The organism is Streptomyces sp. NPDC049954, from assembly GCF_040656295.1.
In the GTDB taxonomy this organism is placed as follows: Bacteria; Actinomycetota; Actinomycetes; order Streptomycetales; family Streptomycetaceae; genus Streptomyces.
The window spans coordinates 93,606-116,363 of record NZ_JBFALS010000005.1; the positions used below are offsets into that span (position 1 = coordinate 93,606).

Sequence of the window (22,758 nt, forward strand, 5' to 3'; positions counted from 1 at the left end):
CGCGCGGGTTTACGGCGTGTTACGAGTGCGGGGAACTCCCGGGCACCGCCCGCCCGGCGTGCACGGCTGGGGAGGGAGCGGGAAATCAGGGGGGTGTCTCAGGCAGTCGGCCGATCCGGGGGCGGGGGCCTTAGCCGCAGCATCCGGGGCGTGACGACTCCGACGCCGGGACGCCCGGTCACTGTGCTGACGGTGCTGCGCGACCGTCCCGCCCGCCTGTTCCTGACCGCCGTGGTGGTCTCCGGTTTCGGCAGTTCCGCGATGTGGCTGACGGCCGGGGTGTGGGTGAGGGACCTGACGGGTTCCGACAGTCTGGCCGCGCTGTGCACCTTCGCGGTGTGGGCCCCGACCCTGGCCGGGCCGCTGCTCGGGGCACTCGCCGACCGGCTGCCCCGCAGAAGGCTCCTGGTCGCGGTGAACCTGGGGACGGCGACGCTGCTCCCGGTGCTGGTGCTCGTGGACGACGCGGCGGGCGTGTGGCTGCTCCTCGGTGTCCTGCTGGTGTACGGGGTGAGCGGGGTCCTGGAGGACGCGGCGCAGGGCGCGCTGGTCGCGGGCGCGGTCGGCGCGGAGCTGCTGGGCACGTTCAACGGGCTGCGGATGACGGCGAACGAGGGCATGAAGCTGCTCGCCCCGCTGGCCGGGGCGGGCCTGTACACGGTGTGCGGCGGCCGGTGGGTGGCGCTGCTGGACGCGGCGACCTTCGCGTGCGCGGGCCTGCTGTACGCCCGCGCGCCCGAGGTGCCGCGACAGGCGGCGGGGGCCGCCGCGCGGGGCGGTACGGCCCAGGGGCTGCGGTACCTGTGGCGCCACCCGGTGCTGCGCCCGCTGGTCCTGACGGGCGCTGCGGCGCTGACGGCGGCGAGCCTGGCCAGCTCGGCCCAGTACGGGATCGTGGCGGCCCTGGGCCGGCCGGCGGCCTGGCTGGGGGTGCTCCACGCCGTGCAGGGCGCCGGTTCCGTCCTGGCGGGGCTGCTGGCGGGCAGGCTCCTGGAGCGGCTGGGCACGGCGGGGTTCGCGGCGGCCGGGACGGCGCTGTTCGCGGTGGGGGGGCTGCTGCGCGCGGCGCCCTCTCAGGCGGTCGTGCTGGTTTCCGCGCTGGTGATCGGGGCGGGGCTGCCGTGTCCGCTGATCGCGGTGACCACGGCGGTCCAGCGCCACACCCCGGATGCCTTGCTGGGCCGGGTGACGGCCACGGCGGGGACGGCGGTGTTCGCCCCCAACGCGGTCGCGCTGGGCCTCGGTTCGGGTCTGGTGAGCGTGCTCGACCCCCGGGCGCAGGTCCTGGGCTGCGGGGCGCTCGGGCTCGTGGCGGCGCTCGCCCCGGTCCGGCCGGGGCGCGGGCGGCGACCGGGCGGAGGGGAGCGGAAGGCCCGGCGCTCCTGACGCGCCGGGAGAGGCCCGGCGCGCGCTCCCGGCTGCCCGCTCGGGCAGCCGGGAGCGCGAGGGCGCGAGGGAAACGACGGGGCACGAGGGGGCAGGCGGGCGGGAGGCGGGCACGGCGGGCCGGGCGTACGGGCGGCCCGGCATCCCCTCCCGTTCCCGCCCGTATCGGTGAAAGACCAGTTCAGGACGGTCACTCGGGGTGGATGCCCGGCCCGTCACCGGGTGCCTCCGGCGCACAAAAGCGGGCACGATCACTGCCGTTCCACGCCTGTTCGGGCACCGCCCCGGGCAGTACAACTCTGCACACCGGCCCGAACGGGCAGTGCCGGCCCACCCGGTGCGCGAAGGAGGCGGGACAGGATGACGGCGCTCAGCGCGGAGGAACGGCAGCGGGAGATCGTGCGGGCGGCACGCCGTTCGGGTTCCGTCGAGGTGACCTCGCTCGCCGAACGGCTGGGCGTGGCGAAGGAGACGGTACGGCGCGATCTGCGGGCCCTGGAGGACCACGGTCTGGTGCGCAGGACGCACGGCGGCGCCTACCCGGTGGAGAGCGCGGGTTTCGAGACGACCCTCGCGTTCCGCACGACCATGCACGTCCCCGAGAAACGCGCGATAGCGCGGGCCGCGGCGGAACTGGTCCAGGACGCGGAGACGGTCTTCGTCGACGAGGGCTTCACCCCGCAGCTGATCGCCGAGGCCCTGCCGCGCGACCGGCCGCTGACCGTGGTGACCGCCTCGCTGACGACGGCGGGGGCGCTCGCCGCGGACCCGAACATGACGGTGCTGCTGCTGGGCGGCCGGGTCCGTCCGGGCACCCTCGGCACGGTCGACCACTGGACGACGCGGATGCTGTCCGGTTTCGTCCTCGACCTCGCGTTCATCGGGGCCAACGGCATCTCCCGCGAGCACGGCCTGACGACCCCGGACCCGGCGGTCGGCGAGGTCAAACGGCAGGCGGTGCGGGCCGCGCGCCGCATCGTCTTCGCGGGGGTGCACAGCAAGTTCGGCGCGGCCGGCTTCTGCCGGTTCGCGGAGGTCTCCGCCCTCGACACGATCGTCACCGGCCGGCGGCTGCCGGCCGCCGAGGCCCACCGGTACGCCCTGCTCGGCCCTCAGGTGCTGCGCGTGTGAACGGGCGGGCGCACCCCGGGCGGGACCAGCGTACGAGGCACCGCCCCACCCCGGTCGCGGGGAGCACCTCTCCCGCCGACCGGCGTACGAAGCACGTTCCCTCACCGAGCCGACCAGGAGCACGCATGCGCAACCGGAGCCGAAAGAGGCCGCGCACCCCACTGATCGCGGTCGCCGCCGGGACCCTGCTCGTCCCACTGCTGTCCGGCTGCTGGACGGGCGCGGGCGGGGCCGGTTCCGGCGGCGACTCCCTCAACGTCCTGATGGTCAACAACCCGCAGATGGTGGAGTTGCAGAAACTCACCGCCAAGCACTTCACGAAGGAGACCGGCATCAAGGTGAACTTCACCGTGCTGCCGGAGAACGACGTGCGCGACAAGATCAGCCAGGACTTCGCCAACCAGGCCGGTCAGTACGACGTCGCGACCCTCTCCAACTACGAGATCCCCATCTACGCGAAGAACGGCTGGCTGCACGACCTGGACGGGTACGTCGCCAAGGACACGGCCTTCGACCAGAAGGACATCCTCGCGCCCATGCGGGAGTCGCTGACCGGCGAGGACGGCAGGCTCTACGGGGAGCCCTTCTACGGCGAGTCCTCGATGCTCATGTACCGCAAGGACGTGTTCGAGAAGGCCGGGCTGAAGATGCCCGCGCGTCCCACGTGGCGGCAGGTCGCCGAGCTGGCCGCCCAGGTGGACGGCGCGACCCCCGGCATGAAGGGCATCTGCCTGCGCGGGCTGCCCGGCTGGGGCGAACTCGCCGCGCCGCTCACCACCGTCGTCAACACCTTCGGCGGCACCTGGTTCGACAAGGACTGGACGGCCCGCCTCAACTCCCCGGAGTTCAAGGAGGCCACCAAGTTCTATGTCGGCCTGGTGCGTGAGCACGGCGAGTCGGGCGCCGCCCAGTCCGGCTTCGCGGAGTGCCTCAACAACCTGACGCAGGGCAAGACGGCGATGTGGTACGACGCGACCTCCGGCGCGGGTTCGCTGGAGGCGGCGAAGTCCCCGGTCAAGGGGAAGATCGGCTACGTACCGGCACCCGTCGAGAAGACGGAGGGCTCGGGCTGGCTCTACACCTGGGCCTTCGGCCTCCAGAAGGCCTCGCGCAACGCGGACAAGGGCTGGCGGTTCATCTCCTGGGCGGCGAGCAAGGAGTACGAGGAACTCGTCGGCGAACAGGTCGGCTGGTCCGACGTCCCGGCCGGCAAACGCGCCTCGACCTACGAGCGGCCCGAGTACCGCGAGGAGGCCGCCGCCTTCCAGGACGTGACCCGCGCCGCGATCGAGGACGCGAAACCCCGCGACCCGGGCGTGCAGCCGAGGCCCGCGCCCGGCATCCAGTTCGTGGGCATCCCCGAGTTCACCGATCTCGGCACGAAGGTCTCCCAGGAGATCAGCGCCGCGATCGCGGGCCGCCAGTCCGTGGACGCGGCGCTCGACAAGTCCCAGAAACTCGCCGACGAGGTGGCAAAGGAGTACGAGGGACGATGAGCACCACGACCAGCACCCCCACCCCGGCCGCACCGGGCCCCGCCCCCGCGGTGCGCCCGGCCGCGGCGCCCGGACGGCTGAAGGCCTGGGCCACCCGGGCCCCGCTCCTGCCCGCGCTCGTCTTCATGATCGTCGTGACCCAGCTGCCCTTCGTGGCCACGGTCGTGATCTCCCTGTTCGACTGGAACGCGCTCTACCCGGACGCCAGGACCTTCGCCTGGTTCAGCAACTACGGTGACGTGCTGAGCGATCCGGACCTGCGCAAGTCGGTGCTCACCACGATCGTGCTGACCGTGACGGTCGTCCTCGCGAGTCTCGTCCTCGGACTGCTGCTCGCCCTGCTGCTCGACCGGAGGTTCCGGGGACGCGGCTTCGTGCGCACGCTGCTGATCGCCCCGTTCCTGGTGGTCCCGGTGGCCGCCGCGCTGCTGTGGAAGCACGTCCTTTACAACCCGGAGTACGGCCTGTTCAACGGCGTGCTGCACTGGGTGGGCGGGGACGGCGCCGCGCAGCCGGACTGGGTGTCGAACACGCCGCTGCTCGCCGTCGAGGCCTCCCTCGTGTGGCAGTGGACGCCGTTCATGATGCTCATCCTGCTGGCCGGGCTGCAGAGCCGTTCGCCGGAGCAGATCGAGGCGGCCCGGGTGGACGGGGCGGGCGGATGGCAGATCTTCCGCCACCTGACGCTGCCGCACCTGCGCCGCTACCTGGAGCTGGGCGCGCTGCTCGGCTCCATCTACATCGTGCAGAACTTCGACGCGGTGTTCACCATCACCTCGGGGGGCCTGGGCACCGCGAACCTGCCGTACACCGTGTACCAGAGCTTCTACCAGGCGCACGAGAACGGGCTGGCCTCGGCGGCCGGCGTGCTCGTCGTCATCGGTTCCCTGATCATCGCGACCTTCGCCCTGCGGGTCGTCTCGTCCCTGTTCCGTGAGGAGGTGGGGCGGTCATGAGCACAGCCACCCCGCAGGCAGCGCGCGCGGCCGGGTCCGCCGCCCACGACGTACCGAGGTCCCGTACGCGGGCGAGGCGTCCGGGGGGAGCGCGGCGCCGCTCCGGTTCCTGGCTGGGGCTGGTCGCCTGGCTCGCCGGCATCGTGTTCTTCCTGCCGATCGCCTGGATGGTGCTGACCTCCTTCCACTCGGAGCCGGACGCGGCGACCAACCCGCCCTCGATCGCGGCCTCCCTGACGCTGGACGGCTACCGGGACTTCTTCGGCGCCGGTGGCGGTGCGAGCCCGTGGCCCGCCCTGATCAACTCGGTGGTGGCCTCGGTCGGTTCGACCCTGCTGGTGCTGGTGCTCGCGCTGCCGGCCGCGTACGCGCTGTCGATCCGGCCGGTGCGCAAGTGGACGGACGTGCTGTTCTTCTTCCTGTCCACGAAGATGCTGCCGGTCGTCGCGGGGCTGCTGCCGATCTACCTGTTCGCGAAGAACACCGGGATGCTCGACAACATCTGGCTGCTGGTCCTCCTGTACACCTCGATGAACCTGCCGATCGCGGTGTGGATGATGCAGTCCTTCCTCGCGGAGGTCCCGGTCGCCCTGATCGAGGCCGCGCAGATCGACGGGGCGCGGCTGCCGACCGTACTGACCCGGGTGGTCGCCCCGGTCGCGCTGCCGGGGATCGCCGCGACCTCCCTGATCTGTTTCATCTTCAGCTGGAACGAGCTGCTGTTCGCGCGGGTGCTGACCGGCGTCGTCGCGCAGACCGCGCCCGTGTTCCTGACCGGCTTCATCACGAGCCAGGGCCTGTTCCTGGCGAAGGTGTGCGCCGCGTCCCTCGTGATCTCCCTGCCGGTGCTCGCCGCGGGGTTCGCCGCCCAGGACAAACTGGTCCAGGGCCTGTCGTTGGGAGCCGTCAAGTGAAGGCAGCCGTCATCGAGTCCGTGGGGAAAGCCGTCGTCACCGAGGTGCCCGATCCCACGCCCGGTCCGCGCCAGGTCGTCGTGGAGGTCGCCGCCTGCGGGCTGTGCGGCACCGATCTGCACATCCTCCAGGGCGAGTTCGCGCCGAGCCTGCCGATCGTCCCGGGCCACGAGTTCGCCGGCACGGTGGTCGCGCTCGGCTCCGGGGTGAGCGAACTGGCCGAGGGCGACCGGGTCGCCGTCGACCCCTCGCTGTACTGCTACGAGTGCCGCTACTGCCGTACCGGGCACAACAACCTGTGCGAGCGCTGGGCGGCGATCGGGGTGACGACGGCGGGCGGCGCCGCGCAGTACGCGGTGGCGCCGGTCGCCAACTGCGTGAAGCTCCCGGAGCACGTGCGCACCGAGGACGCGGCGCTCGTCGAGCCGCTGTCCTGCGCGGTGCGCGGCTACGACGTCCTGAACGCGCGGCTGGGTTCGCGGGTGCTGATCTACGGCTCGGGGACGATGGGCCTGATGATGCTGGAGCTGGCCAAGCGGACCGGGGCGGTCTCGGTCGAGGTGGTGGACCTCAACGAGGAGCGGCTGAAGACGGCTTCGCTGCTGGGCTGCACGGCGACCGCCACCGGCGCGGACGCGCTGGACCGCCCCGGGGGCTGGGACGTCGTGGTGGACGCGACCGGCAACGCGGCGGCCATCCAGGACGGTCTGGGCCGGGTCGCGAAGGCCGGTACCTTCCTCCAGTTCGGCGTGGCCGACTACGCGACGACGGCCACGATCGAGCCGTACCGCATCTACAACCAGGAGATCACCATCACCGGCTCGATGGCGGTGCTGCACAGTTACGAACGCGCGGCGGAGCTGTTCGCGGCGGGCGTCCTGGACCCGGACGTCTTCATCAGCGACCGCATGCCGCTGGCCTCCTACCCGCAGGCCCTGGAGCGCTTCGCGGCCGGTGCGGGGCGCAAGATCGTGGTGACGCCGGGCAGCTGAGGCGGTGGCGGCCCGGGGACGGGGGTGGCGGCGGCCGGGGGACGGGGTGGCGGCGGGCCGGGCGGGCACGGGACCGCTCCCCCGCCACTCTCCCGGCCGAAATTTCCGTAGGTAAGGGAACGGCAAAGTGACTCCGTTCGTTACGTGGGGCATGACCGCAATGACCCCCGGCTCGAACATCCCTCTCAGCGCCACGCGCGTGACGGTCGACGTGACCGCTCCCGTGCGGCTCGACGTCTCGGGCCTGCTGCTCACCGCCGACGGAAAAGTCCGCTCGGACGACGACTTCATCTTCTACAACCAGCCCTCGGGGCCCGGGGTGGCCTACGCCTCCGGCGGCGGCAGCGCACCGGACGCGATCACGGTGGACACCGGTGCCGTCCCCGCGGACATCGAGAAGATCGTCGTGACCGCGAGCCCCGACGCGGCGGGCCAGTCCTTCCAGGGCATCGAGCCCACCGCGACCGTGCGGGACGCGGCGAGCGGCGCGGCTCTCGCGAGCTTCACCCCGCCGCAGCTCGGTGCCGAGACGGCGCTGGTCATCGTCGAGATCTACCGCAGGGGCGGCGCGTGGAAGGCCCGCGCGGTCGGCCAGGGGTACGCGAACGGGCTCGCCGGTATCGCCACCGACTTCGGCGTCTCGGTCGAGGAACCCGCCCCGGCCCCGGCCCCGGTTCCGGCGCCCACGCCGACGGTGCCCACGACACAGGCGCCGGTGGCCCCGCCGGTCCAGGCGCCCCCGGCCCCGCCCGCTCCTTTGGCCGCCCCGCCGCTGGGCGCCGGGAAGATCAACCTCGACAAGGGCCGGGTCAGTCTCCAGAAGAACCAGACGGTGTCCCTGGTCAAGGGCGGCGCCCCGCTGCTGGCCCGGGTCAAGATGGGCCTGGGCTGGGAGCCCGCCTACCGGGGCAAGGACATCGACCTGGACGCCTCGGTCATCGCGTACGGCCCGCAGCGCGACCACGTCGACAGCTGCTACTTCGGCAAGCTCTCGATCCTGAACGGCGCGATCAAGCACTCCGGCGACAACCTGACCGGGGAGGGCGGGGGCGACGACGAGGTGATCGTGGTCGACCTCGGCCGCATCCCGGCGGAGGTGACCGGACTGGTCTTCACGGTGAACTCGTTCACCGGCCAGAAGTTCACCGAGGTCGCGAAGGCGTACTGCCGGCTGGTCGACGCGACGACCGACGAGGAGCTCGTCCGCTTCGACCTCACCAGCGCCGAGGCGCAGACCGGCGTGATGATGGCCAAGCTGGTCCGTCAGTTCTCCGGCGAGTGGGACATGACGGCGATGGGCGAGTTCGTGAAGTCCCGCACCGTCCGCGGCATGGTCAAGCCGGCGGCGAAGCTGCTGTAGACCGTGGGCCGCCGCTCAACAGGACATCCCTCCTCGCTCCTCCTAGAGTCGGGCGTATCCGTGCTCCCTCACCGCAGGAGGAGACCATGAGCGACGAAAGCTCCGTGGACAAGCTCAAGGGCAAGGCCAAGGAGGCGGTCGGCAAGGTCACCGGCGACCGGCGCAAGGAGACCGAGGGCAAGACCGACCAGGCCAAGGGGCGCGCCAAGGACGCCGGCGACGAGCTGGGCGACCGCGCCAAGGGCATGAAGGACTCCCTGAAGCGCAAGCGCGACGACGACCCCGGCAACCGCTGACCCCAGCGGCTCCGCACGAATGACTCCGCACGAATGAAGGGAGGGGAACCGGCACCGGCCGGTTTCCCTCCCTTCGTCGCGCGCGCCGACGGTGGTCGCGCGCCGACGGGAAGCCTGCCCGGGCGCCGCAAATCACTTGCGCTCCCCCTTCAGTGCCGCATACATATTCCACATGACACATACTCAACCGCCCGAGTCGGGGCAGTCCCCCGTCGTCCAGCCCGCCCACGCCCACGACGGCTGGCCGCTCGGCTTCGTCGCGCACGCCGGGCACGCCGGGCTGCGCGCGGGAGGCGGCGAGGACATCTCCCTCGTCATGTGCCGGCGGCCCGCCGCGAGTGCCGCGATGTTCACCCGCAGTCTGTTCGCCGGGCCCGCGGTCCGGCTGAGCCGGGCGCACGCCGCGGGTGGCGCGCTGCGGGCCGTGGCCACCGTCGCGCAGAACGCGAACGTGGCGACCGGGGCCGCGGGGGAGGCCAACGCCGCCGAGGTGGTGCGCCTGGCGGCCGGACTGGCCGGGGTCGAACCGGGCGAGGTGCTGCTCGGCGCGACAGGAGTCATCGGCCGCCCACTGCCCATGCCGGAGGTGCGCGCCCACTTCGAGCGGGCCGCGCAGGAGGGCGCGGACCCCTTCGGCGCCTCCCCGGCCGAGGTGGCGCGGGCCATGATGACGACCGACACACGCCCCAAGACGGCCTACCGCCGGGTGGGCGCCGCCCGCCTCGTGGGCGTCGCCAAGGGGGTCGGCATGCTGGAGCCGGACATGGCCACGATGCTCGCCTACGTCTTCACCGACGCGGACCTGGCGGCGGCGGAGCTCGACACGGCTCTGCGCTCGGCGGCTGACGTGAGTTTCCACTGCCTGAGCGTCGACGGGGACACCTCGACCTCGGACACCGTGGCGGTGCTCGCGAGCGGGGCGGCGGGGCCCGTGGACGCCGGGGCCTTCAGCGCCGCACTCGCGGACCTGTGCCTGGACCTGACCCGGCAGCTCGCGAGCGACGGCGAGGGAGCGACCAGGCTGCTGACCGTCACCGTGGAGGGCGCGGCCGATCCGGCCCAGGCCCGCAGGGTCGCCAAGGGAGTCCTGAACTCGCCGCTGGTCAAGACGGCCGTGCACGGCGCCGACCCGAACTGGGGCCGGGTCCTGATGGCGCTCGGCAAGAACCCGGAGGAGACCGGCGTGCACCCCGACCGGGTCACGGTGCGCTTCGGGGACGTCGAGGTCTACCCGCGCGAACCGGACCCCGGGACGCTGGAGCGGCTGCGCTCGGCGATGACCGGCCCCGAGACACGTATCGGCATCGGGCTCGGCACCGGAGGCGCGCGGGCCACGGTCTACGGCTGCGACCTCTCCGCGGAGTACGTCCGCGTGAACAGCGCCTACACGAGCTGAGCGCCCGGCCGCGGGCGTACGGACCGGAGAGGCAGGGGGCGGTACGAGCGCGGCAGGGGGACGGAGGGGGTGAATCGATTTACGTCCGCCCCTCCGCCCGCGCCAAGTCCGGCCAACTCTTCCCCCGCAGCACACACAAAGCCCCGACAACAGAATTGAAACATTTCATATTCTCCTGTTTCATGGTCGCAGCCGTTCCGAGCGGCGGTGTTCCGTGCTGCGGTACGTCGCAGTACGTCGAGGAGAGGTGTCCCATGCAGCGCGTGTGTTTCCTGTTGAAGGTGCGGGCCGACCGGCTCGACGAGTACCGGGAGCGGCACGCGGACGTGTGGCCCGAGATGCGGGCCGCGCTGTCGGAGTCGGGCTGGGCGAACTACTCGCTGTTCGCCCGCGAGGACGGCCTGCTGGTGGGCTATCTGGAGACCGAGGACTTCGAGGCGGCCCGCGCGGCGATGGACGCGACCGAGGTCAACGCACGCTGGCAGGCGCAGATGTCCGAGTTCTTCGAGGCCCTCGACGGGCAGGCCCCGGACGCCGCGATGCGCCCGCTGCGGGAGGTCTTCCATCTCGCCTGAGACCGGGCCCCTCGTGGGCCGCGTACCCTGCACAGGTGGCACTGGAGGACAGGACGGACGGCATGGCGCAGAAGGTCGGTATCAAGGACGTGGCCCGGCAGGCGGGCGTGTCCCTCGGCACGGTGTCCAATGTGCTCAACCGTCCCGACATGGTGTCCGAGGACACCCGGGTCCGGGTGCAGGCGGTGATCGACCGGCTCGGCTATGTCCGCAGCGAGAGCGCCCGGCAGCTGCGGGCGGGGCGCTCCAGGACCGTCGGCCTGCTCGTCCTCGACATGCGCAACCCCTTCTTCGTGGACCTCGCGAGCGGCGCGGAGCGCGAGGCGCGGGCGGCCGGGCTCGGCGTGATGGTCTGCAACAGCGCCCAGGACCCGGCCGAGGAGGCGGAGTACCTGTCGCTGTTCGCGGAGCAGCGGGTGCACGGCGTCCTGGTCTCCCCCGCCGACTCGACCCGCGCCAACATCGACGCCTTCCGTCGGCACGGCATCCCGTTCGTGCTGGTCGACCGGGGAGCGCAGGGCGCCACGGACTGTTCCGTCTCGGTCGACGACGTGGCGGGGGCCGCCCTCGCGGTACGGCACCTCGCGGGTGGCGGACACCGTTCGATCGCCTACGTCAGCGGGCCGCCGGGGCTCCAGCAGGTACGCGACCGGCGTTCGGGAGCCCTGCGGGCGCTCGCCGAGGAGGGGCTGCCGGCCGACTCGCTCCAGGAACTCCCGGTGGACCGGCTGGACGTGAGCGCGGGCCGGGACGCGGGAGCGCGACTGCTGGGCCTCGCCCGCAGGCCCACCGCCGTGTTCTGCGCCAACGACCTGCTCGCGCTGGGCGTCCTGCAGTCGCTGTTCGCGGCCGGGGTGCGGGTGCCGGAGGACATGGCCCTGGTCGGGTACGACGACATCGAGTTCGCGGCGGCCGCGGCCGTCCCGCTGACCTCGGTGCGGCAGCCCGCCGTGCACATGGGCGCGCTCGCGGCACGGATGCTGCTCGACGAGGCCGCCGCGGACCCGGGCACCCACGAACACCGTCAGGTGGTGCTCCAGCCCGAACTGGTCGTCCGCCGCTCCTCCCTGCGCTCGGGCTGAGACCGGTCCCGGTCCGGACGGCACCGGGAACCCTCCCGCCCCACCGGAGCCGCCGCCACACGACCGACACCCACCGCCGTACACCGCACAGCCCTGCCCTCGGACTCAGACCGGCACCGGCACCGGCACCGGCACCGGCACCGGCACCAGTCAAGTCGACACCGAACCCACACCACCCCACCGGGCCCGCCGCCCCACGACCGACACTGCCCCGGAGACACCGCCGTCCCCACCCCGCCCCCGGCCGGCCCCGTCGCACGCGGCACCGCAACCAGGCGACCTGCGACCAGTACGGCCGGTCCGTGGCCGGCACCGCCGACCCACGACCGACACCGACCGCCGTACACCGCACAGCCCTGCCCGCCACTCCCCCGCGCCCTGCCCGCGTACCGCCCCGCGTCGCGTCGGCGCGGACCGCGCTCCCTCGCGGCCGGGCCCCACGTCCCGCAGTCGGCACTGCGCGCCCGCCCGGCGACGCGCTCTTCAGCGCACCCCGCCGCACCCGGCCGGGCCCGGCCGGCCACTGCCCGGATCCGAGGCCACCGCTCACCCGCCCGCGTTCGCGCCCGCATCCGCATCCGCCACGCCTGGCGCCCGCGCCCCCTGTGCCCGCCCGTCCGGCCACCCCCTCGAAGCGGGCCCCGCAGCGGCACCCGACGCGGCCCCCAGTCACCCCCGGAACGCGGCTCGCAAGCCCCTGCTCCCGCCTCCCTGATCCCTCCCCCACCACTCCATCACTTTGAATCGTTTCTACTCACCGCCCGGAAGCGGCCACCACTCCGCCGCCTTCCGCGACACCCCTTATGCGACAGGTCTTATCAGCCACAAGAACAACATCTTGACACCCCTCCCCCTCGCTGGCTAACTTCCTAGAGTCTGAAACGGTTCAGACAGCGAATCGTCGAGGTGGAAGATGCCGTCGCAGCAGCCCGCACCGCAGGCCGTCAAAGAGGCCCTGAAGGCGCAGATCATCGAGACCCCCTCCTGGGGCTACGGAAACTCCGGCACGCGCTTCAAGGTGTACGCGCAGGCCGGGGTGCCCCGGGACCCCTTCGAGAAGCTGGACGACGCCGCGCAGGTGCAGGCGTTCACCGGCGTCGCGCCCGTGGTCTCGCTGCACATCCCGTGGGACAAGGTCGAGGACTACGCGGCCCTGTCCGCGTACGCGAAGGAGCGCGGGCTCGTCCTGGGCGCGATCAACTCGAACACCTTCCAGGACGACGCGTTCAAGCTGGGCTCGGTCACGCACCCGGAGGCCGGGGTGCGCCGCAAGGCGGTCGCGCACCTGATGGAGTGCGTGGACATCATGGACGCGACCGGCTCCAAGGACCTGAAGCTGTGGTTCGCGGACGGCACCAACTACCCCGGCCAGGACGACATCGTGGCCCGTCAGGAGCGCCTGGCCGAGGCGCTGTCGGAGATCTACGGGCGGCTCGGCGACGACCAGCGGCTGCTGCTGGAGTACAAGTTCTTCGAGCCCGCCTTCTACATGACCGACGTGCCGGACTGGGGCACCGCCTACAAGCACTGCCTCAAGCTGGGCCCGAAGGCGCAGGTCGTCGTGGACACCGGGCACCACGCCCCGGGCACCAACATCGAGTTCATCGTGGCGACGCTGCTGCACGAGGGCAAGCTCGGCGCCTTCGACTTCAACTCGCGCTTCTACGCGGACGACGACCTGATGGTGGGTGCGGCCGACCCCTTCCAGCTGTTCCGGATCATGCACGAGGTGATCAGGAACGGCGGTATGAAGCCCGAGACCAACGTCAACTTCATGCTCGACCAGTGCCACAACATCGAGGGGAAGATCCCCGCGGTCATCCGCTCGGTGATGAACGTCCAGGAGGCCACCGCCAAGGCGCTGCTCGTGGACGCGGAGGCGCTGCGCGCCGCCCAGCTCGCCGGTGACGTGCTCGGCTCGAACGCCGTGCTGATGGACGCGTACAACACGGACGTCCGGCCGCTGCTCGCCGAGGTCCGCGAGGAGATGGGACTGGCCGCCGACCCGGTCGCCGCCTACCGCGCCTCCGGCTGGCAGCAGAAGATCGAGACCGAGCGCGTCGGCGGTGAGCAGGCCGGCTGGGGCGCCTGAGCCTCCCCGCCGCGCATCCACCGTCGGCCACCCCCGCCCGCGTCCAGGGAGTCTCCCGCCGCGCGCGCCCATCGCACCGCCCCGCACCGTTTCACGAAGGACACCACGTCATGGCCTCCGCCACCCATCCCGAAGTCGCCGCGCTGCTCGGCCGGGCCCACCGGCTCGGCGCCGATCCGCGCAACACCAACTACGCCGGCGGGAACGCCTCCGCCAAGGGCGTCGAGACCGACCCGGTCACCGGCCGGGCCACCGAGCTGATGTGGGTCAAGGGTTCCGGCGGGGACCTCGGCACCCTCACCGAGCAGGGCCTCGCGGTCCTGCGCCTGGACCGGCTGCGCGCGCTCACCGAGGTGTACCCGGGGGTGGAGCGCGAGGACGAGATGGTCGCCGCCTTCGACTACTGCCTGCACGGCAAGGGCGGCGCCGCTCCCTCGATCGACACCGCGATGCACGGTCTGGTGGACGCCGCGCACGTCGACCACCTGCACCCCGACTCCGGTATCGCGCTGGCCTGTTCGGCGGACGGCGAGAAGCTGACCGCCGAGTGCTTCGGCGAGAAGGTCGCGTGGGTGCCGTGGCGCCGTCCCGGTTTCCAGCTGGGCCTGGACATCGCCGCGATCAAGGAGGCCAACCCGCAGGCGGTCGGCGTGGTCCTGGGCGGTCACGGCATCACCGCGTGGGGCGCCACCTCCGAGGAGTGCGAGCGCAACGCGCTGTGGATCATCCGCACCGCGGAGACCTTCCTCGCCGAGAAGGGCCGGGCCGAGCCCTTCGGTCCGCTGCTGGAGGGCTACGGTCCGCTGAGCGCCGAGGAGCGCGCCGAGCGTGCCGCCGCTCTCGCCCCGGTGATCCGGGGGCTCGCCTCCCAGGACCGGCCGCAGGTCGGCCACTTCACCGACTCCGAGGCCGTCCTCGACTTCCTGGCCCGTGCCGAGCACCCGCGGCTGGCCGCGCTGGGCACCTCCTGCCCGGACCACTTCCTGCGCACCAAGGTCCGCCCGCTGGTCCTGGACCTGGCCCCCTCGGCGTCGGTGGCGGAGCAGGTCGCGCGGCTCAAGGAGCTGCACGAGGAGTACCGCGCCGAGTACGCCGCGTACTACGCGCGCCACGCCGAGCAGGACTCGCCCGCGATGCGCGGCGCGGACCCGGCGATCGTGCTGGTGCCGGGGGTCGGCATGTTCTCCTTCGGCAAGGACAAGCAGACGGCGCGGGTGGCGGGCGAGTTCTACGTCAACGCCGTCAACGTGATGCGCGGCGCGGAGGCCGTGTCCTCGTACGCGCCGATCGAGGAGTCGGAGAAGTTCCGCATCGAGTACTGGGCGCTGGAGGAGGCAAAGCTCCAGCGGATGCCGAAGCCGAAGGCGCTCGCGACCCGGGTGGCGCTCGTCACCGGCGGCGGCTCGGGCATCGGCAAGGCCATCGCGCACCGGCTGTCCGCCGAGGGCGCGTGCGTCGTGATCGCCGACCTGAACGCCGAGAACGCGGCGGCGGTCGCGAAGGACCTGGGCGGCCCCGACAAGGCCGTCGCGGTGGGCGTCGACGTGACGAGCGAGGAGCAGATCGCCGAGGCGTTCAAGGCGGCGGCGCTCGCGTTCGGCGGCGTCGACCTGGTCGTGAACAACGCGGGCATCTCGATCTCCAAGCCGCTGCTGGAGACCACCGCGAAGGACTGGGACCTGCAGCACGACATCATGGCGCGCGGTTCCTTCCTGGTGTCCCGGGAGGCGGCCCGCGTCATGGTCGAGCAGGGCCTGGGCGGCGACATCGTCTACATCGCCTCGAAGAACTCGGTGTTCGCCGGGCCGAACAACGTGGCCTACTCGGCGACCAAGGCCGACCAGGCGCACCAGGTGCGGCTGCTCGCCGCGGAACTGGGCGGGCACGGCATCCGCGTCAACGGTGTCAACCCGGACGGGGTGGTGCGCGGTTCGGGCATCTTCGCGAACGGCTGGGGCGCGCAGCGCGCGGCGACCTACGGCGTCGAGGAGAACAAGCTCGGCGAGTTCTACGCCCAGCGCACCCTGCTCAAGCGCGAGGTGCTGCCCGAGCACGTGGCGAACGCGGTGTTCGCGCTGACCGGTGGCGAGCTGACCCACACCACGGGCCTGCACATCCCGGTGGACGCGGGCGTCGCGGCGGCGTTCCTGCGCTGATCCGGCCCGTGGGGGCGGGACGTCCGGGACGTCCCGCCCCCGCTTGCTGTCTCCCTCCGCTTCCCCCCCCTCCGTCCCGTCGCCGCCCCCGAGGTGCACCATGCCGTCCCGCTCGTCCTCCACCACCCGCGTCCCCGCCGCGTTCGCCGCCGCCGACCTCGGCGCCACGAGCGGGCGGGTCATGGTCGGCCGGGTGGGGCCCGGTCTGCTCGAACTGACCGAGGCGGGCCGTTTCGCCAACACGCCGGTACGGCTGCCCTCCGGGCTGCACTGGGACGTGCTGAGCCTCTACCAGGGGGTACGGGACGGGCTGCGGGAGGCCGCGCGCGGCGGGGAGATCGCCTCGGTCGGCATCGACAGCTGGGCGGTGGACTACGGGCTGCTGGACTCCACCGGCGCGCTGCTCGGCAATCCGTTCCACTACCGGGACGGCCGCACCGACGAGGTCGCCCCGCTGGTGCGGGACCGGATCGGCGCGGAGCGGCTGTACGGGATCACCGGGCTCCAGCACCTGCCGTTCAACACCGTCTTCCAGCTCGCGGCGGCCAGTGGCAGCCCGCAGCTGGACGCCGCGCGCGGGCTGCTGCTGATCCCCGACCTGCTCGCCCACTGGCTGACGGGCGCGCGGGTCGCGGAGGTCACCAACGCCTCGACGACCGGTCTGTACGACACGCGCACGGGCCGCTGGTCGACGGAGCTGGTCCGGCAGATCGGCCTGGACCCCGCTCTGCTCGCCCCGCTCGTACGGCCCGGGGAGCGTATCGGGACGCTGCTGCCGGAGGTCGCGGAGGCGACGGGGCTGCCCACGGCGACGCCGGTCACGGCGGTCGGCTCGCACGACACGGCCTCGGCGGTCGTCGCGGTGCCCGCGACGGAAGGGGACTTCGCCTACGTGTCCTGCGGTACGTGGTCGCTGGCCGGTCTCGAACTCGACGCGCCGGTGCTGACGGAGGAGTCGCGGGCGGCGAACTTCACGAACGAGCTGGGCGTCGACGGGACGGTGCGCTACCTGCGCAACATCATGGGGCTGTGGCTGCTGAGCGAGTCGCAGCGCAGCTGGCGGGCGCGGGGGCTGCCCGCCGAGCTGGGCCCGCTGCTGGACGCGGCGGCCCGCGCCGAGCCCTTCGCGGCCGTGATCGACCCGGACGCCCCGGAGTTCCTCGCCCCCGGCGACCTGCCGGCCCGGATCGACGCGTACTGCGTGCGCACCGGTCAGCGTCCGCCGGCCGATCAGGGCTCGACCGTGCGCACGATCCTGGAGGCGCTCGCCCTCGCGCACGCGCGGACGCTGCGGCGGGCGGCGCGGCTCGCGGACCGCGAGGTGCGCACCGTGCACCTGGTCGGCGGCGGCAGCCGCAACACGCTGCTGTGCCAGTTGACGGCCGACGCGACGGGCCTGCCGGTCGTCGCGGGCCCCACCGAGGCGACGGCCCTCGGCAACGTCCTCGTGCAGGCGCGCGCGCACGGGCTGGTCCACGACCGGTCCGGGATGCGGTCCCTGGTCGCCGCCACGCAGGGCCTGCGGCGCTACGAGCCGGGCGGCGACCGGGGCGTGTGGGACGCGGCGGCGGCACGCATCGGGCTGACGGGCTGACGGTGCCCGGGCCCGTCCGCCTCCCGGCCCGTGGATACGGTGGTGGGGCCCGGCCCGCGTGACCGGGCCCCGCACCCGTACCACCGAAGGAGCCCCTGTGACCGAAGCGACGACCGGACCGGCGGGCCCTGGTGGCCGCGTTCCCTTCCCCGCCTCGGGCCGACGGGTCCTGGTGACCGGGGCGGCCCGGGGGCTGGGGCGTGCGCTCGCCCTGGCCTTCGCCGGCCGGGGCGACCGGGTCGCCGTGCACTACGGGTCCAGGGAGGCACAGGCGCGCGAGACCCTGGCCGCGCTGCCGGGCACCGGGCACGTGCTGACCGGCGGCGACCTGTCGGACCCCGCGAGCGCGGCGGCCGTGGCCGAGGCGGCCGCCTCGGGGCTCGGCGGGATCGACGTGCTGGTCAACAACGCGGCCGTCAACACCCCGCATCCGCCGCTGTCCACCTCGTACGAGGACTGGGTCGCGGCCTGGCAGGCGCACGTGTCGGTGAACCTGCTCGGCACGGCGTACCTGTCGCACCGGGCGGCGGCCGTCATGGCCCGCTCCGGGCACGGCGGGCGCATCGTCAACATCGGTTCGCGCGGCGCCTTCCGGGGCGAGCCCGACCATCCGGCGTACGGGGCGACGAAGGCCGCGGTGCACGCGATGGGCCAGTCCCTCGCGGTGGCGCTCGCCCCCGAGGGGATCGCGGTCGCCTCGGTCGCCCCCGGCTTCTTCGCGACCGAACGGGTCGCGGGCCGGCTGTCCGGGGAGCAGGGCGAGGCGATCCGGGCGCAGAGCCCCTTCGGGCGGGTGGCGGGGCCCGAGGAGATCGCCGAGGCGGTCCTGTGGCTGTCCTCCCCGGCCGCCGAATGGGCCTCGGGCACCGTTCTCGACCTCAACGGGGCCTCGTACCTGCGCACGTGAGGGGCCTGCCCGGCCGCAGGTGAGGGGCCTGCCCGGCCGGCCCTGGGGCCGGTCGGGTCCCGGGCGGCCCGCCGGTCAGTCGAGCGCCTCGGCCGGCGCCGCGACTCCGGCCCCCTCCCCCTCCGTCCCCGCCGGCGGCGCGGTGCTGCCCCGGACGACGAGTCGCGTCCCCAACTCGATGCGGGCTTCGGCCTGTTCGGAGCGGCGCAGCCGCAGCAGCATCCGTGCCGCCTCCTCGGCCATCTGCTCCAGCGGCTGGTCGACGGTCGTGAGGGCGGGACTGGACCACTGGGCGAGCGGGATGTCGTCGTAGCCGACCACGGACAGGTCGCGCGGGACCTGGAGGCCGAGCACCCGGGCCGCCTCCAGGACGCCGAGGGCCTGGAGGTCGCTGCCCGCGAAGACGGCGGTCGGACGGTCGGCGCGGCGCAGCAGGTCCAGGGCGTGCTCGTGGCCCGAGCTGACGTGGAAGTCGCCGAAGCGGACCAGTTCCGGGTCTGCTTCGAGGCCCGCCATGCCGAGCGCGGAGCGGAACCCGTCGAGGCGGGCGAGCGAGCACAGCATGTCCTCGGGCCCGGTGATGACGGCGATCCTGCGGTGCCCGAGGTCGAGGAGGTGCCGGGTCGCGCAGAGCCCGCCCGACCAGTTCGCGGAACCGACCGAGGGGACGTCCGGCTCCGGGTCCCCGGCCGGGTCGACGATGACGAAGGGGATGGCCCGCGACCAGAGCTTCTTCTTCAGCTCGTCCGGAAGCGTCGAGAACACCAGCACCACGCCGAGCGGCCGGCGCCGCAGGACGCCCTCGACCCAGTCGGCGCCCGGTGAGTGACGGGTGCCGGTCTCGGTGAGCACGACACTCATCCCGTGCGCCTTGGCGACGTTCTGCACGCCCCGGATCAGCTCCATCGACCACGTGCTGTCGAGTTCGTGGAAGACGATCTCGATGAGCGGGGCCTCGGGCGGGGTGGGCGCCGGGCGCCGGTAGCCGTGCTCCTCCAACAGCTCCTCGACCCGGCTCCGGGTCGGCGCGGACACATCGGGCCTTCCGTTGAGCACTTTCGAAACTGTCGAAAGGGAGACTCCGGCCTGCGCGGCGACCTGCGCCAGGGTCACCCGGGCGCCGTTCCGCTCGTCCTGTCCGCCGTCAACGCTGTCTTCACGCATGGTCCGAAGGATAGAGCACACCCCTCGATAACGGTTTGGTCGCGCCCGTACCCGCCTGTTGACCGCCCCGGGCGGAGCTTCTACGGTCCTCCAGCAGATGACTTTCGGCAAAGTCGCCGATACTTTCGAAAGGTCTCTCGATGACACCACGTATGAGGTTCCCCAGGGCGGTGGCCGGGGCGGCCGTGCTGGCGCTGGGGCTGAGCCTGACCGCCTGTGGCGGTGGCAGCGGTTCCTCGGGCGGTGCCGAGGAGTTCCACGTCCTGGTCTACGGGGACGCGGGCAACAAGGTGGAGAAGCGCGTCGTCGCCGAGTTCAACAAGACCTCGAAGGTCAAGGCCGTGCTGGACACCATCCCGGGCGCGGACTACCAGCAGAAGCTCCAGACGATCATGAACACGAAGCAGGCGCCCGACGTCTTCTTCAACTGGGGCGCGGGCAGCGTCCAGCCCTTCGTCAAGGCCGGGCTCCTGCTCCCGCTCGACGACATGATCAAGAAGGACCCGGGTCTCAAGGACAAGTTCCTGCCCTCGGTGTTCGACTCCGCGACGGTGGACGGCAAGGCGTACGGCGTCCCGATGCGCGGCACCCAGCCCGTCGTGCTGTTCCACAACAAGAAGGTGCTCGCCGACCACGGTGTCCGGCCGCCCACCTCCTGGGACGACCTGCTGGACACCGTGAAGAAGCTGAAGGCCGCGAAGGTCACGCCCTTCGCGCTCGGCGGCGGCGACCAGTGGCCGACCCTCATGTGGTTCGAGTACCTCTACGACCGCGTCGCGGGCCCCGGGCTGTTCGAGAAGGCGCTGTCCGGCGACAGGAGCGCGTGGGAGAGCGCCGACAGCAGGAAGGCGCTGTCGATGATGAAGCAGCTCGTGGACGCGGGCGCCTTCGGCACCAACTACGACTCCGTCAAGCAGACCGACGGCGGCACCGCCCAGCTCCTGTCCTCCGGCAAGGCGGCCTTCGAACTGATGGGTTCGTGGGAGTACTCGACCGTCAAGGACGCGAGCCCGGGCGCGGTCAAGGACCTCGGCTACACCGCCTTCCCGCCGATAGCCGGCGGCAAGGGCGACCCGGCGGCCATCGTCGGCAACACCAACAACTTCTACTCGGTCACCAGGAAGACCAAGCACCCCGAGGCCGTCGCCGAGTTCCTCAAGCTCATGTACTCCGAGAGCTTCGTCAAGCAGCAGCTGGCCATCGGCAACCTGCCGACCACCACCAACACCGAGAAGTTCCTCGACACCACCGACGACCCGGCCTACGCGAAGTTCCAGTTCGGCCTGGTCGACAAGGCGCCCTCGTTCCAGATCTCCTGGGACCAGGCGTACCCGCCGTCGAACATCACGGCCATCCACCGCGCCGTCCAGCAGTTCACCAACGGGCAGACGGACGCCGACGGGTTCATCAAGGCCATGCAGGCCCTGAGCACCTCCTGACGGGCCGACATGACCTCCGAACCCCTCGCCACCGTGCGGCCCGCGGCCGCGGCCGGCCAGGACGGCGGGCCCGCCGCGCCGCGCGGCCGGGGCGGCGCCCGCCGCTCCGGCCCGGGTGTGGCGCGCCCCGGCCTCGCCTGGACGCTGCCCGCCGTCGTCTTCTTCTCCCTGTTCGCACTCCTCCCGCTGCTGCTGGTGCTGCTGCTGTCCTTCACCAGCTGGAGCGGGCTGGACGACCCGCGCTTCAACGGCCTCGACAACTGGACGAAGCTGTTCCACGACCCGGTCCTGCTGCGGAGCCTGTGGCTGAGCGTCCTGCTGACCGTGCTCGGCGTCCTCGTACAGACCCCGCTGAGCATCCTGCTCGGGGTGTGGGCGGCCGGCCGGCAGCGCAACCGGGCCGTCCTCTCCGCGGTCTTCTTCGTCCCGCTCCTGCTGTCGGCGACCGCCGTGTCGGTGCTGTGGCGGGCCCTGCTCGACCCGAACTTCGGGGTCCCGGCGCAGCTCCAGTGGCTGTTCGGCGACGGCAACCTGCTCGGTGAACAGCACACCGCGATCGCCGTGCTGGTGTCCGTGGCGACGTGGCAGTTCACTCCGCTGCACACGCTCATCTACCAGGGCGCGGCGCGCGCGGTCCCGCAGGTGCTCTACCAGGCGGCGGCGATCGACGGGGCGGGCCGCTGGCGGCAGTTCTTCCACGTGACGCTGCCGCAACTGCGCAACTCGGTCATCACCTCGGTGATCCTCATGGTGGTCGGGGGCCTGACGACCTTCGACACCGTCCTCATCCTCACGCAGGGCGGGCCGGGCACCGACACGACCATCAGCGCCTACTACATGTACGACAAGGCGTTCAAGAGCTTCGACTACGGGACGGGTTCGGCGGTCGCGCTGCTGCTCGTGGTCGTCGCGACGGTGATCTCGCTGATCGTGGTGCGGGTCTCCGGCTACGACAGGATGTCCGGCACCCAGGAGGGCATGTGAGCCGCCGACGCCCCAACTACCTGGCGGGACTGGGCTCCCTGGTGTGGCTCGTCCTGGTCGGGGTCCCGCTCTACGTCCTGCTCGCGGCGACCCTGCGGTCCCGGCCGGACTACCAGAGCGACGGGCCGCTGTCCGTGCCGCACCGGCTGACCCTCGACAACTACGTCCACGTCTTCGACACCGGGTTCGGGCGCTACTTCCTCAACACCGCCGTCGTCACGGTGTGCGTCGTGGCGCTCGTCCTGTTCCTCGTCCCGCCGCTGTCCTTCGCGGTGGTGCGGGGCGCGCGGCGCGGCACACTGCGGGTGTTCCGGCTGTTCCTGCTGGGCCTCGCGATCCCGGCGCAGGCCGTGATCATCCCGATGTTCTACGTCATCTCGAAGGCCGGCCTGTACGACAACCTCCTCGGCGTGATCCTGCCGACGGCCGCGTTCTGCCTGCCGATCTGCACCCTGATCCTGACCGGCACGATGCGTGAGATCACCGGGGACCTGTTCGAGGCGATGGCGCTCGACGGGGCCTCGACCCGGCGGGTGTTCTTCCGGCTCGTCGTCCCGCTGTCGCGCAGCGGACTGTCGACCGTCGTGGTGTTCTCCGCGCTCCAGGCGTGGAACGGCTTCCTGTTCCCGCTGGTGCTCACCCAGTCCGAGGACACCAAGCTCGTGACGCTCGGCCTCTACAACTTCCAGACCCAGTACGGGGTGGACATCCCCGGCCTGCTCGCCGCCGTCGTGCTGTCCACCCTGCCCGTCCTGCTCGTGTACCTGTTCGCCCGCCGGGCCCTCGTCCAGGGTCTGATGGGCGTGGGAGGAAAGTGATCCCGCCCGTGACCGCACAC

General features: G+C 72.4%; 19 protein-coding genes. 18 read left to right on the forward strand and 1 reads right to left on the reverse strand.

Annotated features, from left to right (window positions below; translation table 11 throughout):
* Positions 1-150: 150 nt before the first annotated feature.
* From AB0J21_RS12405 to AB0J21_RS12475, 15 genes are all read left to right on the forward strand, one after another.
* Positions 151-1,386: an MFS transporter gene (locus tag AB0J21_RS12405; protein ID WP_363145844.1), complete on the forward strand. Its 1,236-nt coding sequence runs from the start codon at positions 151-153 to the stop codon at positions 1,384-1,386.
* A gap of 360 nt (positions 1,387-1,746) precedes the next feature.
* Positions 1,747-2,517, forward strand: a complete 771-nt coding sequence (locus tag AB0J21_RS12410; RefSeq protein ID WP_363145845.1) for a DeoR/GlpR family DNA-binding transcription regulator — start codon at positions 1,747-1,749, stop codon at positions 2,515-2,517.
* Between the two features lie 125 nt (positions 2,518-2,642).
* Positions 2,643-4,013 (forward strand): sugar ABC transporter substrate-binding protein, encoded by a 1,371-nt coding sequence (locus AB0J21_RS12415; protein WP_363145846.1) that lies wholly within the window; start codon positions 2,643-2,645, stop codon positions 4,011-4,013.
* Positions 4,010-4,969 carry a sugar ABC transporter permease gene (locus AB0J21_RS12420; protein ID WP_363145847.1) on the forward strand — a complete coding sequence of 320 codons (960 nt, stop codon included), beginning with the start codon at positions 4,010-4,012 and terminating at the stop codon, positions 4,967-4,969. The genes AB0J21_RS12415 and AB0J21_RS12420 overlap by 4 nt, the downstream gene beginning before the upstream one ends.
* Positions 4,966-5,883 (forward strand): carbohydrate ABC transporter permease, encoded by a 918-nt coding sequence (locus tag AB0J21_RS12425; RefSeq protein WP_363145848.1) that lies wholly within the window; start codon positions 4,966-4,968, stop codon positions 5,881-5,883. Before AB0J21_RS12420 ends, AB0J21_RS12425 begins: the two co-directional genes overlap by 4 nt.
* Positions 5,880-6,875 (forward strand): zinc-dependent alcohol dehydrogenase family protein, encoded by a 996-nt coding sequence (locus AB0J21_RS12430; RefSeq protein ID WP_363145849.1) that lies wholly within the window; start codon positions 5,880-5,882, stop codon positions 6,873-6,875. The genes AB0J21_RS12425 and AB0J21_RS12430 overlap by 4 nt, the downstream gene beginning before the upstream one ends.
* A 160-nt stretch (positions 6,876-7,035) precedes the next feature.
* The gene (locus AB0J21_RS12435) at positions 7,036-8,235 is read left to right on the forward strand and encodes a TerD family protein (protein ID WP_363146229.1); all 1,200 of its coding nucleotides are present in this window, start codon (positions 7,036-7,038) and stop codon (positions 8,233-8,235) included.
* 86 nt (positions 8,236-8,321) lie between these two features.
* On the forward strand, positions 8,322-8,531 hold the full coding sequence (locus tag AB0J21_RS12440; RefSeq protein WP_363145850.1) for a CsbD family protein: 210 nt from the start codon (positions 8,322-8,324) through the stop codon (positions 8,529-8,531).
* Positions 8,532-8,703: 172 nt separating this feature from the next.
* A complete protein-coding gene (gene argJ / locus AB0J21_RS12445; protein ID WP_363145851.1) occupies positions 8,704-9,927 on the forward strand; it encodes a bifunctional glutamate N-acetyltransferase/amino-acid acetyltransferase ArgJ in 1,224 nt (407 codons plus the stop codon).
* 254 nt (positions 9,928-10,181) lie between these two features.
* Positions 10,182-10,502 (forward strand): L-rhamnose mutarotase, encoded by a 321-nt coding sequence (locus AB0J21_RS12450; RefSeq protein WP_363145852.1) that lies wholly within the window; start codon positions 10,182-10,184, stop codon positions 10,500-10,502.
* Positions 10,503-10,564: 62 nt separating this feature from the next.
* Positions 10,565-11,584, forward strand: coding sequence for a LacI family DNA-binding transcriptional regulator (locus tag AB0J21_RS12455; RefSeq protein WP_363146230.1), 1,020 nt, complete (start codon positions 10,565-10,567; stop codon positions 11,582-11,584).
* Positions 11,585-12,497: 913 nt separating this feature from the next.
* Positions 12,498-13,676, forward strand: coding sequence for an L-rhamnose isomerase (rhaI, locus tag AB0J21_RS12460; protein WP_363145853.1), 1,179 nt, complete (start codon positions 12,498-12,500; stop codon positions 13,674-13,676).
* 110 nt (positions 13,677-13,786) lie between these two features.
* A complete protein-coding gene (locus AB0J21_RS12465) occupies positions 13,787-15,832 on the forward strand; it encodes a bifunctional aldolase/short-chain dehydrogenase (protein ID WP_363145854.1) in 2,046 nt (681 codons plus the stop codon).
* 100 nt (positions 15,833-15,932) lie between these two features.
* The gene (locus tag AB0J21_RS12470; RefSeq protein ID WP_363145855.1) at positions 15,933-17,426 is read left to right on the forward strand and encodes a rhamnulokinase family protein; all 1,494 of its coding nucleotides are present in this window, start codon (positions 15,933-15,935) and stop codon (positions 17,424-17,426) included.
* 97 nt (positions 17,427-17,523) lie between these two features.
* On the forward strand, positions 17,524-18,333 hold the full coding sequence (locus AB0J21_RS12475; protein ID WP_363145856.1) for an SDR family oxidoreductase: 810 nt from the start codon (positions 17,524-17,526) through the stop codon (positions 18,331-18,333).
* A 75-nt stretch (positions 18,334-18,408) separates the two neighbouring features.
* On the opposite strand, the gene AB0J21_RS12480 is transcribed toward AB0J21_RS12475, so the two are convergent.
* Positions 18,409-19,497 (reverse strand): LacI family DNA-binding transcriptional regulator, encoded by a 1,089-nt coding sequence (locus tag AB0J21_RS12480; protein ID WP_363145857.1) that lies wholly within the window; start codon positions 19,495-19,497, stop codon positions 18,409-18,411.
* Between the two features lie 140 nt (positions 19,498-19,637).
* Between AB0J21_RS12480 and AB0J21_RS12485 the strand changes: the two genes are divergently transcribed.
* From AB0J21_RS12485 to AB0J21_RS12495, 3 genes are read left to right on the forward strand one after another with little or no spacing between them, the layout of a single operon-like run.
* Positions 19,638-20,936 (forward strand): extracellular solute-binding protein, encoded by a 1,299-nt coding sequence (locus AB0J21_RS12485; protein ID WP_363145858.1) that lies wholly within the window; start codon positions 19,638-19,640, stop codon positions 20,934-20,936.
* Between the two features lie 9 nt (positions 20,937-20,945).
* On the forward strand, positions 20,946-21,920 hold the full coding sequence (locus AB0J21_RS12490) for a sugar ABC transporter permease (RefSeq protein ID WP_363145859.1): 975 nt from the start codon (positions 20,946-20,948) through the stop codon (positions 21,918-21,920).
* Positions 21,917-22,738 (forward strand): carbohydrate ABC transporter permease, encoded by an 822-nt coding sequence (locus AB0J21_RS12495; protein ID WP_363145860.1) that lies wholly within the window; start codon positions 21,917-21,919, stop codon positions 22,736-22,738. The genes AB0J21_RS12490 and AB0J21_RS12495 overlap by 4 nt, the downstream gene beginning before the upstream one ends.
* Positions 22,739-22,758: the final 20 nt, after the last annotated feature.

Bases quoted from the DNA above. Each gene is read 5' to 3' on its own strand.
- AB0J21_RS12410 (WP_363145845.1), top strand. From the start codon at position 1,747: ATGACGGCGCTCAGCGCGGAGGAACGGCAGCGGGAGATCGTGCGGGCG.
- AB0J21_RS12415 (WP_363145846.1), top strand. From the start codon at position 2,643: ATGCGCAACCGGAGCCGAAAGAGGCCGCGCACCCCACTGATCGCGGTC.
- AB0J21_RS12420 (WP_363145847.1), top strand. From the start codon at position 4,010: ATGAGCACCACGACCAGCACCCCCACCCCGGCCGCACCGGGCCCCGCC.
- AB0J21_RS12425 (WP_363145848.1), top strand. From the start codon at position 4,966: ATGAGCACAGCCACCCCGCAGGCAGCGCGCGCGGCCGGGTCCGCCGCC.
- AB0J21_RS12435 (WP_363146229.1), top strand. From the start codon at position 7,036: ATGACCCCCGGCTCGAACATCCCTCTCAGCGCCACGCGCGTGACGGTC.
- AB0J21_RS12440 (WP_363145850.1), top strand. From the start codon at position 8,322: ATGAGCGACGAAAGCTCCGTGGACAAGCTCAAGGGCAAGGCCAAGGAG.
- argJ (WP_363145851.1), top strand. From the start codon at position 8,704: ATGACACATACTCAACCGCCCGAGTCGGGGCAGTCCCCCGTCGTCCAG.
- AB0J21_RS12450 (WP_363145852.1), top strand. From the start codon at position 10,182: ATGCAGCGCGTGTGTTTCCTGTTGAAGGTGCGGGCCGACCGGCTCGAC.
- AB0J21_RS12455 (WP_363146230.1), top strand. From the start codon at position 10,565: ATGGCGCAGAAGGTCGGTATCAAGGACGTGGCCCGGCAGGCGGGCGTG.
- rhaI (WP_363145853.1), top strand. From the start codon at position 12,498: ATGCCGTCGCAGCAGCCCGCACCGCAGGCCGTCAAAGAGGCCCTGAAG.
- AB0J21_RS12465 (WP_363145854.1), top strand. From the start codon at position 13,787: ATGGCCTCCGCCACCCATCCCGAAGTCGCCGCGCTGCTCGGCCGGGCC.
- AB0J21_RS12470 (WP_363145855.1), top strand. From the start codon at position 15,933: ATGCCGTCCCGCTCGTCCTCCACCACCCGCGTCCCCGCCGCGTTCGCC.
- AB0J21_RS12480 (WP_363145857.1), bottom strand. From the start codon at position 19,497: ATGCGTGAAGACAGCGTTGACGGCGGACAGGACGAGCGGAACGGCGCC.
- AB0J21_RS12485 (WP_363145858.1), top strand. From the start codon at position 19,638: ATGACACCACGTATGAGGTTCCCCAGGGCGGTGGCCGGGGCGGCCGTG.
- AB0J21_RS12490 (WP_363145859.1), top strand. From the start codon at position 20,946: ATGACCTCCGAACCCCTCGCCACCGTGCGGCCCGCGGCCGCGGCCGGC.